The organism is Streptococcus sp. Z554, assembly GCF_053010305.1.
This window is the reverse complement of sequence record NZ_JBRKNV010000008.1, coordinates 14,214-27,117: the sequence shown is the minus strand read 5'-3', so window position 1 is coordinate 27,117 and position 12,904 is coordinate 14,214. Positions and strand designations below refer to the sequence as shown.

Sequence of the window (12,904 nt, the reverse complement as noted above, 5' to 3'; positions counted from 1 at the left end):
CAAAGTCAGCAAACGAGTGACGGATATCGAAATGATAAAACTAAAAAAATCTTTTAAAAAAACCTTTACAAAAAAATAAAAAGTGGTATAATAGAGTCATAAATAAGTGCAAACGCTTTCGTAAAACGTTTGCCGAATAAATATAAAGGAGATTTGAATGATGAAAGATACATTCAAAAATGTCTTGTCTTTCGAATTTTGGCAAAAATTCGGTAAGGCTCTAATGGTGGTTATCGCTGTTATGCCAGCGGCTGGATTGATGATTTCAATCGGTAAGTCACTTGCAATGATTGACCCAAACCTTGCTCCCCTAGTTATTACTGGTGGCGTACTAGAGCAAATTGGTTGGGGAGTTATCGTTAACCTTCATATCTTATTTGCCCTCGCTATTGGAGGAAGCTGGGCTAAAGAACGTGCTGGTGGTGCTTTTGCTGCCGGTCTAGCATTTATCTTAATCAACCGTATCACTGGTACAATCTTTGGCGTATCAGGAGACATGCTGAAAGATCCAAATGCCATGGTTTCAACACTATTGGGTGGTTCAATCAAAGTTTCTGATTACTTTATCAGTGTTATGGAAGCTCCAGCACTGAACATGGGTGTTTTCGTAGGGATTATTTCTGGTTTTATAGGGGCAACTGCCTTTAATAAATACTACAACTTCCGTAAGCTTCCTGATGCACTTTCATTCTTTAACGGAAAACGTTTTGTACCATTCGTAGTTATTCTTCGTTCAGTAATTGCTGCAATTCTTCTTTCAATTTTCTGGCCACTTGTTCAAACAGGTATTAACAACTTTGGTATCTGGATTGCTAACTCTCAAGAAACAGCTCCAGTTCTAGCACCATTCTTGTATGGTACTTTGGAACGCTTGCTCTTGCCATTTGGACTTCACCACATGCTGACTATCCCAATGAACTATACAGCTCTTGGTGGTACTTATGATGTCTTAACTGGTGCAGCAAAAGGTAGCCAAGTATTTGGTCAAGATCCACTTTGGCTTGCATGGGTAACTGACCTTGTAAACCTTAAAGGTACTGACGCTGGTCAATACCAACACTTGTTAGATACAGTACATCCAGCTCGTTTCAAAGTTGGACAAATGATTGGTTCGTTCGGTATTTTGATGGGTGTGGCTGCTGCGATTTACCGTAATGTTGAAGCAGACAAGAAACACCAATACAAAGGAATGATGATTGCGACAGCTCTTGCAACTTTCTTGACTGGTGTTACTGAGCCGATTGAATATATGTTCATGTTCGTTGCAACTCCTCTTTACCTTGTATACTCATTAGTTCAAGGTGCTGCCTTTGCTATGGCTGATATTGTGAACCTTCGTGTGCACTCATTCGGTTCAATCGAATTCTTGACTCGTACTCCACTGGCTGTTAACGCAGGCCTTGGAATGGATATTATTAACTTTGTTTGGGTAACTGTCCTCTTTGCAGTTATCATGTACTTCATTGCTAATTTCATGATTCAAAAATTCAACTATGCTACTCCAGGACGTAATGGAAATTACGAAACAGCTGAAGGTGCTACTGAAGAAGGATCTAACGGAGAAGGGCAAGTTGCTGCAGCTTCTCAAGCTGTAAATATTATTAATCTTCTTGGTGGACGTGCTAATATCGTCGATGTTGACGCTTGTATGACTCGTCTACGTGTTACTGTACAAGATGCTGAAAAAGTTGGTTCAGAAGCACAATGGAAAGCAGAAGGAGCTATGGGGCTTGTCATGAAAGGACAAGGTGTCCAAGCTATCTACGGACCTAAAGCAGACGTTTTGAAATCAGATATCCAAGATATTCTTGACTCAGGTCAAGTAATTCCTGAAACTCTTCCAAGTCAAATGGCAGCAGCTCAAAAAGATGCTGTTGTATACAAAGGAGTGACTGAAGAAGTTTACTCAGTTGCTGACGGTCAAGTTATCGAATTGGAACAAGTTAAGGACCCTGTCTTCTCACAAAAAATGATGGGGGATGGATTTGCAGTAGAACCATCGAATGGAAACATTGTATCTCCAGTTTCAGGTACTGTATCAAGTATCTTCCCAACTAAGCATGCTCTTGGTCTTGTGACTGCAGAAGGTCTTGAAGTTCTTGTTCACATCGGTCTTGATACTGTAAGTTTGGAAGGAAAACCATTCGATGTGAAGGTTTCAGAAGGCCAAGCAGTAGCTGCTGGTGATCTCTTAGTCAAAGCTGACCTTGGTGCTATTCAGGCAGCAGGTCGTGAAACTACAACTGTAGTTGTCTTTACAAATGGAGACGCAATCAAGTCAGTTAAATTGGAACAAACAGGTTCTCTTGCAGCTAACACACCAGTTGCAAAAGTAGAATTGTAATACACTAAGGGGTTGGAACTGTTTTCCAACCTCTTGTTTATAGGAGAAAAGTATGAAGTTTTTAACACTCAATACTCATAGTTGGATGGAAAAAGATCCAGAAGAAAAATTTCAGCTCTTGTTACAAGATATACTTGAAAATAGCTATGATTTGATTTGTTTTCAAGAAATCAACCAAGAAATTACTTCAGAGCAAGTAGAAGCGGGCCCGCTATATCATCCGTTACCTTCAGCAGAACCCATTCACCAAGACCATTATGTGCGTCTTTTGGTAGAGAAACTAGCTGAAAAAGGTCTGGAATATTATTGGACTTGGGCCTACAATCATATCGGTTATGACCGTTATCATGAGGGTGTGGCTATTCTATCTAAAACACCGATTGAGGCGCGTGAAATTTTGGTTTCAGATGTAGATGATCCAACTGATTATCATACTCGTCGGGTTGCATTAGCAGAAACAGTAGTGGAAGGCAAAGAGCTTGCAGTTGCGAGTGTGCATCTTTCTTGGTGGGATAAAGGTTTCCAAGAGGAGTGGGCACGCTTTGAAGCAGTTCTGAAAGAATTGAACAAGAGTCTCTTGCTAGCTGGGGATTTCAATAATCCTGCAGGTCAGGAGGGTTATCAAGCTATCCTAGCTAGTCCACTAGACTTACAAGATGCATTTGAAGTTGCAAAAGACAGAAGTGGTAGCTATACCGTTCCTCCTGAAATTGATGGATGGAAGGGCAACAGTGAACCTCTAAGGATTGATTATGTCTTTACGACAAAGGATATAGAGGTAGAAAAACTACAAGTAGTTTTTGATGGCCAAGCAAGTCCACAAGTTAGTGATCACTATGGCCTTCAAGCAATACTTTCTTGGAAGAACTAAAAAAGAATTTTACTAAAATATAACTAGCCCCCCTTTTGATAACGAAGGGGGATTACTGATTCAAGGGGTTAATATAGTTAAAGTTTTTAGTTGAATAACTTGTAAAATAGAATAAAATCCTTTAAAATAAAAAGTGTTGGAGGAATTTATGAATGTAAATCAAATTGTGCGTATAATCCCGACGCTAAAGGTAAATAATAGAAGATTAAATGAATTGTTTTATATCCAGACCTTAGGTATGAAACCCTTATTAGAAGAGTCAGCTTTCCTATCACTCGGAGATCAATCGGGTGTTGAGAAATTAGTTTTAGAAGAATCACCAAGTATGAGAACTCGGAAAGTTGAAGGGATAAAAAAATTAGCTAGATTAATCGTAAAAGTGGCAAATCCATCTGAGATTGAGGCACTATTAGCTAGAATGGAAACTCTTCCTCAGTTATACAGAGGGACCAAAGGGTATGGTTTTGAAATCCTTTCACCAGAAGAGGATCTAATCCTTATCCATGCAGAAGATGATATCAAAGACTTGAAAAAGGTTGATGAAACAGTCACTTTTTCAAAAGATGAGAAACTGCAATATTTGACAGCATTTGATATTTCAGTGGAAATTAACTTGCCCGAAGAGACGACAAGCCTCCTTGAAAAAGAGGAAATCGAAAATGGGATAGCTTTTCAACAAGCACACGGTAGTGATTTGCTTGTTGAAAATAATGTAACTTGGGACTTATCTATGTTGAAATTTCAAGTACAAACACTTGACTTAGCTAATCTTCGTCAACGTTTTGAAACTGCAGGCTACTTTGTTCCAAAGTCTGAAAAGTTTTTCCTAACCAAGGATGTCAACAATATTGAATTGTGGTTTGAAGAAGTATGAAGCAAGAAATCATTCAAAAAATAGAGCAACAAATTGAGGCAGGGATTTATCCTGGTGCCTCTTTTGCGTATTATCAGGATGGTGTTTGGTCTGAATGGTGCCTGGGAGTCGCAAATCCGGAAACAGCTGAAAAAACTCGTAAGGGTTTGGTCTATGATTTGGCTAGTGTGAGTAAGGTTGTGGGGGTAGGAACCGTTTTAACCTTCTTGTGGAAGCAAGGCAAGATTGAGCTCGATCAATCCATTAAGACCTATCTTCCAGAGGCGGATTATCCAGATATCACCATTCGACAATTGCTAACGCATGCAACGGATTTGGATCCTTATATCCCCAACAGAGATCAGCTCTCAGCGGACCAGCTAAGAGAAGCCATGTTTCATTTGAATCGCCGAGAGAAGAGAGCTTTTTTATACTCAGATGTCCACTTTCTTTTGCTCGGTTTTCTCTTAGAGAACTACTTTGAAAAAGACTTAGACCAAATTTTACAAGAGCAAGTGTTGAATCCATGGAAGATGAAGGAAACCCAGTTTGGCCCAGTTAGCAGTGCAGTTCCTACAGTTCGGGGACAGAAAGCAGGAGTGGTACATGATCCCAAGGCTCGTTTATTAGGTAGACATGCTGGGAGTGCAGGCTTGTTTTCAACTGTGAAGGATTTAAAAATCTTCCTAGAGCATTATTTACAGGATGATTTTGCTGCAGGATTAAGTCAGAATTTTTCAGATTTGAGTGACAAAGAACGCTCATTAGCTTGGAATCTTGAAGGCGATTGGCTGGATCATACAGGATATACTGGAACTTTTATTATGTGGAATCGCAAGAAGCAGGAAGCAGCTATTTTCTTGTCCAATAGAACCTACGAAAAAGACGAGCGTGCCCAATGGATCATAGACCGTAATCAGATCATGGATTTGATTCGTGAAGCAGACTAGGGAGGAAGAATGTCAAAAGCTTTTAAAGGAACTCTTTTTACCGTGATTGCAGGTATTGCCTGGGGACTATCTGGGACCAGTGGTCAGTACTTGATGGCTCATGTGATCTCGGCTCTAGTTCTGACTAATATCCGTTTAATTATAGCAGGTCTGCTCTTAGTTCTTTTATCGTATATTAAGTCCAAAGAGCAATTTTTAGCTTTTCTAAAGGATACATCAAGTTTATTTTCTCTATTTCTATTTTCTTTATTTGGTCTCTTTCTGAATCAATTGGCTTATTTATCAGCTATTCAGGAGACAAATGCTGGCACAGCGACGGTTCTTCAATATGTCTGTCCTGTTGGAATCTTGGCTTACACTTGTATCAAGGATAAGGTAGCACCTACTCTAGCTGAAATTATTTCTATGATTTTGGCTATAGGAGGAACCTTTCTCATTGCGACTCATGGTCAATTGGATCAGCTCTCTATGACACCAGCAGGTCTCTTTTGGGGCTTGTTCTCAGCTTTAACCTATGCTCTTTATATCATTTTACCGATGAAACTCATTCAAAAATGGGGGAGCATTCTGGTTATTGGTGTTGGAATGACTATCGCTGGGTTTGTAGCAGTACCCTTCACTGGTATTATTGGTGCTAGTTTACCTATGTCTCTTGATATTTTTCTAGCCTTTTCGGGAATTATTCTCATCGGTACTGTATTTGCCTACACAGCCTTTCTTAAGGGAGCTAGTATGATTGGCCCAGTCAAATCTAGCCTCTTGGCATCTATTGAGCCAATATCTGCAGTCTTTTTCGCTTTCATGATTATGGGAGATATTTTTTATCCTGTAGATTTTCTTGGTATGGCAATGATTTTACTGGCTGTGACTATTATTTCATTGAAAGATTTAATACTAGAAAAGAGAAAGAAATCAGAGTAGAAGTTGCGTTTCCTTGTCAAAAAAATAGCATTGAATATAAAAAATCCACTCGAATGAGTGGATTTTTTATGAATACATTTTAGTCTTTATTTTCGTATGGCAAGATCAGGTTCAAAAGGATACCTGTCATAGCTGAGAGGGCAGTACCAGAAAGTGTAACTGGACCAAGTTTAAGGATTGCTCCACCAAGTCCAAGTACTAACATGGCACTTGCGATGATGAGGTTACGCATTTGTCCGAAGTCAACGCGCTCTTTAATCAAAACTTTCAAACCGTTGCTGGCGATAACCCCATAAAGAAGGATAGACATACCACCAAGTACGGCGCTAGGAATTGTAGAAATCAAGGCTGTGAATTTTCCAAGGAAGCTTAGGGCAATTGCGATAAAGGCAGCGTTACGGATAACTGATACAGAAGCGATACGAGTCATACCGATAACCCCTGTGTTTTCACCGTAGGTAGTATTGGCTGGTCCACCAAGGAAGGCAGATACAGATGTTGCGATACCGTCACCAAGAAGGGTACGGTGAAGACCTGGGTCTTTCAAGAATTGGCGGCCACAGATTTGACTCAAGACCGTGTGGTCTCCGATATGTTCAGAAATTGTTACAATTGCAATTGGTAGGATTGCGATTGTTTCTGGACCGAAGTAGAGGTTGTATTCTTTGAAGGCACCACCTGTGTTAAACGGTAGGTAGAAACCAGGAATTTCAAACCAGTTAGCTTGAAGAACAGGAGTGAAGTCTACTAGACCAAGAAAGACTGCAAAGATATATCCACCGATAATGGCAAATAAGAAAGGAATGATACGAAGGAATCCTTTTCCTTTTGTATTGATAAAGGCAGCGATGAGGAAGGTAACCACAGCTACAAGAGCATTTTTCCAGTTGCCATCAGCAACAAGACCAGCATTTGTTACAGCTGAACCTGCAAGACCAAGACCAATTACGATAATCATAGGTCCGATAACGATTGGTGGTAAAAGTTTATCAATCCATTTTGTACCAGCAAAGCGGATGCTAGTTGAAACAAGAACGTAGATTAAACCAGTCAAGATAACTCCTGTTTGAGCAGCAGAAACATCGCCACCCAATTCCTTCATAGCAAGAGACATTGCAGTGATGAAGGCGAAAGAAGATCCGAGATAGACTGGAACTTTAAAGCCAGTACATAGCATGTAAATCAGTGTTCCGACACCTGATGCAAAAAGGGCAACAGACACAGGCATTCCCAAAATCAGTGGCACCAAGATGGTCGCACCAAACATGGCGAAAACGTGTTGGAAACTGAGTAGAATTCCCTTACCAAAAGAAGGACGTTGGTCAACGTCGAGTAACAAATCAACAGTTGATTCTTGTTTCATAAATACCTCACTTTTTGGGCATCAAAAAAGAGCCCATTATTTTACAGCAATAGGCTCTCAGAGTAAGACATCTTTAAAAAGAGGATGAGCTCATTCCTAAAGAATTTCATATATTTCTACGTCTTCGTCACCTCACGGGATGACATTAAAAACCTTTGCTTGTGATAGTATAGCAGAAAAAAATGATTTTGTAAATCATTTTTTCCCGAGCCAAGAAACAAAGACGCGAGGCAAGATTTTGTAAATCATTTTTTCCCGAGCCTTGAAATGAGAAAGCGAGGTGTGACTTACTGAGGAATGCATTTTTGCATCAGGATAGAGGTGACAGATTGACGCAGTGGTTGAGTGGTCCATCTTACGCTATGATTCTAGCTTTGATGGACCTACTCAACTTTGCGGGGGAGGGACGACGAAATCGTCATTTTAAATGGTAATCGATTTCTGTTCCTCTCCCTTTTCCCGAGCCAAGAAACAAAGACTCGATGCATGATTGTGTGGTAAACCTTTAAAAATTTTTAAAGCGGGCGTTTATTTGGCATGCCAGCCTTACGGGGATATTTGTTTGGAGTTTCCTTTTTCTTTTCAACCACAGTGATATAGCGAGGGTCTCCATTTGGAAGTGTGTAGCTGATGTTGTCTTCAACTTTACTAAAGAGAAGGTTGAGAGCATTTTTGGCTTCTGTCAATTCCTCAGGGGCATTACTGGCCTTAAGGGCCAAAAGTTTTCCTCCTACCTTTAGATAAGGAATCGTCAATTCAGACAAGACCTGCATGCGAGCAACAGCGCGGGCTGTCACAATATCGAATTGGGTACGGAAATTCTTGTCTTGGGCAAAGTCTTCGGCACGTCCATGGTAGAAGTGAACCCCTTCTAATCCTAGCTCTTCAGCCAGAAGCTGAAGGAAGTTAATCCGCTTATTCAGAGAATCAATGATGGTCACATCTAGCTGAGGGTAGAGAATCTTCATTGGAAGACTTGGAAATCCTGCCCCTGCTCCAATATCGAGTAACTTAATGTCTTGGTTCGCAATCAACCCTTGAAGAATAGGAGCGATAGAATCATAAAAATGTTTGAGGTAGACTTCTTCTTTATCAGTGATGGCTGTCAGGTTGATTTTTTGGTTCCATTCAACAAGAAGTTCAAAATAACGTTCAAATTGTGCTTTTTGCTGGTCAGTGAGAATAATATTTTGTTTAGCGAGTAATCTGTAAAAAGTTTCTGGTTTCATAGCTGTATCCTTCTTTTATATCATCTTATTTTACCACAAAAACATAGAAATTTGATATACTAGTAGTAATCTTAAATGAGAAAGGAATCCTACTATGTCTTGGATTATTCTTGGAATTTCTACTCTTATTGTTCTCTTTGTGATTGTTAGTTATAACAGCCTAGTCAGAGGCCGTATGAAAACCAAGGAAGCTTGGAGTCAGATTGATGTTCAGTTGAAGCGTCGAAATGATCTTTTGCCTAACTTGATTGAAACGGTTAAAGGTTATGCGAAATATGAAAGTTCTACACTGGAAAAAGTGACTCAACTTCGAACACAAGTAGCAGCAGCAACTTCACCAGCAGAAGCCATGAAGGCCAGCGATGCACTGACTCGTCAGATATCTGGTATCTTTGCGGTGGCTGAGAATTACCCCGACTTGAAAGCTAGTAGCAATTTTTTGCAATTACAAGAAGAATTGACTAACACAGAAAATAAAATCTCTTACTCTCGTCAACTTTATAACAGTGTCGTTAGCAACTACAATCTTAAATTAGAAACCTTTCCAAGTAATTTGGTTGCGGCTATCTTTGGCTTCAAGGCAGCGGATTTCCTCCAGACTCCAGAAGAAGAAAAGGCTGTTCCTAAAGTTGATTTTAGTGGTTTAGGTGATTAAGATGTTGTATCAACAAATCGCTAGTAATAAACGTAAAACTTGGGTTTTATTAATTGTTTTCTTTCTTCTCTTAGCCCTAGTTGGTTATGCGTTTGGATTTCTGTTCATGAACTCAGGATTTGGGGGCGTGACGATAGCCATGATTATTGGCTTTATCTATGCCTTGACCATGATTTTTCAATCTACAGAGATTGTCATGAGCATGAATGGAGCGCGTGAAGTTGACAGTAATGAAGAACCAGTTCTCTATCATGTAGTGGAGGATATGGCTATGGTGGCGCAAATTCCTATGCCACGAGTTTATGTAATTGATGACCCGGGTTTGAATGCTTTCGCCACAGGTTCGAATCCTCAAAATGCTGCTGTTGCAGCGACATCAGGACTTCTAGAGATCATGAATCGTGAGGAATTAGAAGCTGTAATCGGCCATGAAGTTAGTCACATACGCAACTTGGATATTCGAATCTCTACCATTGCTGTTGCTCTTGCCAGTGCCATTACCCTTTTATCGAGTATGGCTGGTCGTATGATGTGGTGGGGAGGTGCTGGGCGTAGTCGTAGAAGTAATGATCGAGATAGTGGGGGACTTGAAGTGATTCTGTTAGTTATTTCTCTCCTAGCCATTGTTCTGGCACCTCTTGCAGCAACTTTGGTGCAATTAGCTATTTCTCGCCAACGAGAATTTTTGGCGGATGCTTCAAGCGTAGAACTAACTCGTAATCCGCAAGGGATGATCAATGCTTTACAAAAATTAGACAATAGTCAACCCATGAGTCATCATGTGGATGATGCTAGTAGTGCCCTTTATATTAACGATCCTCAAAAAAGAGGTTTCCTAAAAAAACTATTTTATACTCATCCACCCATTTCAGAACGAATTGAGCGTTTGAAAAACATGTAAAAAACATCCAGAGGTTTTCCTCTGGATATTTTATTTACACAAGTTAAAGATCTTGTAAATCGACTACTTCCAAACCATGTTCTGTCAAACGATAGATAGTCGTACAAACTTCTTTTAAGAAACGCCGATCATGCGAAACAGTGATCAGACCACCAGGGTAATTGGCAAAGAGTTTTCGGATTTCTGGTTGAGATGTTGGAGAAAAGTTTCGTGTGGGTTCATCCAGAAGGAGAAAGTTTGGTTTTCGCAGAACTAAATTCAAAAGAAGGAGTTTTCCTTGTTGACCACCAGATAAGGAGTGAATCTGGTGGTGCATCTCTGGATAACTAAAATTGAGACTGGCTAAGTGAGATTGGATTTTTTGTAATTCATCTTTGTGTCCAGTTTGGCTGAGAAATTCTACTGGCGATAGCTCCAATTGCAGTGTTTCTAGGTAATCTTGTGGCATGAATCCAAGCGAGATCTCTCTTTTGTCGCTTAGTAGTTGATGTAACTTTGCTAAAAGAGTGGATTTGCCAACGCCATTTGGACCGATAATGCCGATTTTTTCTTGACCACGGATAGTTAATTGTAGCCCTTGAGCTAAAATTCGTTCGCCAATGGATAAAGTCTCATTTTCCAGTCGAACTAAGACATTTGAAGTCGCTAATGGCTCTACATCTGAAAAGAAGAGTTGGATTTGTTCCTCTTCAAGTGGCTTTTGGGTCATGGACTGAGCTGCCTTCTCAAAGCGTTTTTCTTGAGAAAGAACATTTTTCATCTTTTTAGCCAGTAGTCGCCCGACAGTACTATCTTTAGTGTTTCGCAAAGCAGTTTCGACATTTTGCTTGACTCGGCGATGCTTTTCCATGCTTTTATCATAGGAGCGTTGGTCGTTGGCAGCTTGCTGGCTTTGTCTGGCAAAATTAACCCTTCTCTGTTCACTATAACGATCATAGTCTAAATGTTCGACCAGGGTTTCAGCTTCCTTTCGATGCTTGACCAGTCGTAAGTGGATTATGGTATCTGCCGTTTGAGAGAGAAAGTCTTCATCATGAGAAATGAAAATAACGGTTTGTCCAATCTTCTGAATCTGACCTTTTAGCCAATCAATCGTCTCAATATCTAAGTCATTTGAAGGTTCATCTAAAAATAAAATCTCAAAGGGTTTGGCTAACTCATGGATGAGTTGAATTTTCAAGGCTTCTCCCCCAGATAGACTACCAATTTTTTGGTCGCTAGCAAAACGGTCGCTATCAAAGTGCAACTCCTCAGCCAAACGATAAAGAATGCTGTAGTCTAAATCAGCAGAATCCAAAAAGAAGTAGTCATGTAGAGTTTTCTTTTTCAGGTCCTCAGCTAGTTTTTGAGGAATGTAAGCCAGTGATTGAAGGTCAGAATGGATGTCGCCCTTGATAGTAAAATCAGGCAATGCTTCCCCCATTAAAGCTCGTAGTAAAGTCGATTTACCATTTCCTTCTTCGCCTATAATAGCGACCTTTTTTCCGTCTTGGATTGTAATGTTTAAATCGGAAACAAGGTCTCTTAAATCTTTGTTTTGTGTAATGGTCAGATGATTGATTTTTATCATATTATTGCCCTTTCTAGAATGTTCATATTGCATAACAAAAAGCTCTACTTTACCTAGTAGAGCCAATCGTCTATGTCAAAAAAACTCTTTTAAAAGGGCTGAAAATCCAGCAGAAAAAGAGCACACAAAAAGGAGACAGAAACAAGATCTACTAAATAAAGGTTCTTTATTTGATAGACTTAGTTGTTCATGTCTCCCTTACCTCCGAATATTGTTGCAATCATCATACTCTTTTTGAGAAAATTTGTCAAGATTAAGCCAGAAAATCCTCTATTTTTAAAAACCAAAAACAGGTCCATAGAGTGTCAAAACGTGCTTAACTTGAGCGTAGTGGAACTTGTCATAGTTTCTCCAAGCAGTGCGGGCATGGTCATTTAATTTCAGTGAACCAAGTCCAATCAAAAGACTAGTACGTTGGTAAAAGGCTTCTAGTTCAATTAAGATGGCGTTGTCTAGTTTCTCAGCTTTTTTGAGTGCTCTGAGAACTTCGTCTATATTTTGTTGTAAGCGTAGGTCATCAGGCAAGCCCTGTTTACATCTTTGTATTGCTTGGTTTAATTCGGAGACTAATTGATAGGCTTCCGTTAAAAGAGCTTTGTCTTCCATATGAGCGTCCTCCTTTGCTCATGTATTGATGCCTATAGTATAGCATAAAAAATAAATTTATCATAATGAATATATCAAAAAATGATAATTCTCTAGATAGCAGAATTAAAGTCTAGAAATATTTTGAAGCAGAGGGAAAAAATTCTTAAAAATATTTGACATTTATCCGTTGACAGAGGATAATGAGTTGAAAAATATGGTTATTTCTTATGATTCAACTAATTATTAACGCCTTTTAATGGAGAAATTTTTGTTAGCCTTCTATATAGTAGTATATAATGATAGGATGTTTACGATTAAGTTTACGAAAGTGAGTAAAGATGATTAAGATATCAATTAGTTTGTTGCTAGACGCAATTGAAGATAATGTCGATTATGAAATCATTCAATCTATTGAACTTGAAACTGATATTAGAAAAATCACTAGACAATTTCAAGGAGAAAACGGGGAATTCTTAGTTAAAGAGGAAGTATTTGAAGAGTTACCTTTTGATATCAATACAAGGAATGAAATTATTAAACAAATAAAACAAAACAGTCAGAACGTGGATAGAGATGACTTTGATACATTGTTACAGTTATATTATTGAGAACCTAGGGCAATGTAATTACTTTTTGAGGTCGTAACCCTATAAAGCTTT

Annotated in this window: 12 protein-coding genes; 8 read left to right on the top strand and 4 right to left on the bottom strand. The window is 39.3% G+C overall.

Features of this window, described 5'->3' with window-relative positions; genetic code table 11:
- Positions 1-157: 157 nt before the first annotated feature.
- From ACVC7R_RS07370 to ACVC7R_RS07350, 5 genes are all read left to right on the top strand, one after another.
- Positions 158-2,344, top strand: a complete 2,187-nt coding sequence (locus ACVC7R_RS07370) for a PTS transporter subunit IIBC (protein WP_447264156.1) — start codon at positions 158-160, stop codon at positions 2,342-2,344.
- Positions 2,345-2,396: 52 nt separating this feature from the next.
- A complete protein-coding gene (locus tag ACVC7R_RS07365) occupies positions 2,397-3,215 on the top strand; it encodes an endonuclease/exonuclease/phosphatase family protein (RefSeq protein WP_447264155.1) in 819 nt (272 codons plus the stop codon).
- Positions 3,216-3,363: 148 nt separating this feature from the next.
- The gene (locus ACVC7R_RS07360) at positions 3,364-4,089 is read left to right on the top strand and encodes a CppA N-terminal domain-containing protein (RefSeq protein WP_447264154.1); all 726 of its coding nucleotides are present in this window, start codon (positions 3,364-3,366) and stop codon (positions 4,087-4,089) included.
- Positions 4,086-5,018: a serine hydrolase domain-containing protein gene (locus ACVC7R_RS07355; protein ID WP_447264153.1), complete on the top strand. Its 933-nt coding sequence runs from the start codon at positions 4,086-4,088 to the stop codon at positions 5,016-5,018. Before ACVC7R_RS07360 ends, ACVC7R_RS07355 begins: the two co-directional genes overlap by 4 nt.
- 9 nt (positions 5,019-5,027) lie before the next feature.
- Complete coding sequence (locus ACVC7R_RS07350) at positions 5,028-5,939, top strand: DMT family transporter (protein ID WP_447264152.1); 912 nt, start codon at positions 5,028-5,030, stop codon at positions 5,937-5,939.
- 79 nt (positions 5,940-6,018) lie between these two features.
- Here ACVC7R_RS07350 and ACVC7R_RS07345 read toward each other — a convergent pair whose 3' ends face one another.
- Both ACVC7R_RS07345 and rsmG read right to left on the bottom strand, forming a co-directional pair.
- Complete coding sequence (locus ACVC7R_RS07345; RefSeq protein WP_447264151.1) at positions 6,019-7,302, bottom strand: uracil-xanthine permease family protein; 1,284 nt, start codon at positions 7,300-7,302, stop codon at positions 6,019-6,021.
- A gap of 515 nt (positions 7,303-7,817) precedes the next feature.
- Positions 7,818-8,531: a 16S rRNA (guanine(527)-N(7))-methyltransferase RsmG gene (rsmG, locus tag ACVC7R_RS07340; protein ID WP_447264150.1), complete on the bottom strand. Its 714-nt coding sequence runs from the start codon at positions 8,529-8,531 to the stop codon at positions 7,818-7,820.
- A gap of 94 nt (positions 8,532-8,625) precedes the next feature.
- Here rsmG and ACVC7R_RS07335 point away from each other — a divergent pair, with 94 nt between their 5' ends.
- Positions 8,626-9,186, top strand: a complete 561-nt coding sequence (locus ACVC7R_RS07335; protein ID WP_447264149.1) for a LemA family protein — start codon at positions 8,626-8,628, stop codon at positions 9,184-9,186.
- 1 nt (position 9,187) lies between these two features.
- On the top strand, positions 9,188-10,087 hold the full coding sequence (gene htpX / locus ACVC7R_RS07330) for a zinc metalloprotease HtpX (RefSeq protein ID WP_447264148.1): 900 nt from the start codon (positions 9,188-9,190) through the stop codon (positions 10,085-10,087).
- Positions 10,088-10,130: 43 nt separating this feature from the next.
- Here htpX and ACVC7R_RS07325 read toward each other — a convergent pair whose 3' ends face one another.
- Both ACVC7R_RS07325 and ACVC7R_RS07320 read right to left on the bottom strand, forming a co-directional pair.
- A complete protein-coding gene (locus ACVC7R_RS07325) occupies positions 10,131-11,690 on the bottom strand; it encodes an ATP-binding cassette domain-containing protein (protein WP_447264147.1) in 1,560 nt (519 codons plus the stop codon).
- A 243-nt stretch (positions 11,691-11,933) separates the two neighbouring features.
- Entirely contained in the window at positions 11,934-12,263 is a 330-nt protein-coding gene (locus ACVC7R_RS07320) for a helicase BlpT (protein ID WP_447264146.1), read from the bottom strand.
- A gap of 320 nt (positions 12,264-12,583) precedes the next feature.
- Here ACVC7R_RS07320 and ACVC7R_RS07315 point away from each other — a divergent pair, with 320 nt between their 5' ends.
- A complete protein-coding gene (locus tag ACVC7R_RS07315) occupies positions 12,584-12,853 on the top strand; it encodes a hypothetical protein (protein ID WP_447264145.1) in 270 nt (89 codons plus the stop codon).
- The last annotated feature ends 51 nt before the right edge of the window (positions 12,854-12,904 follow it).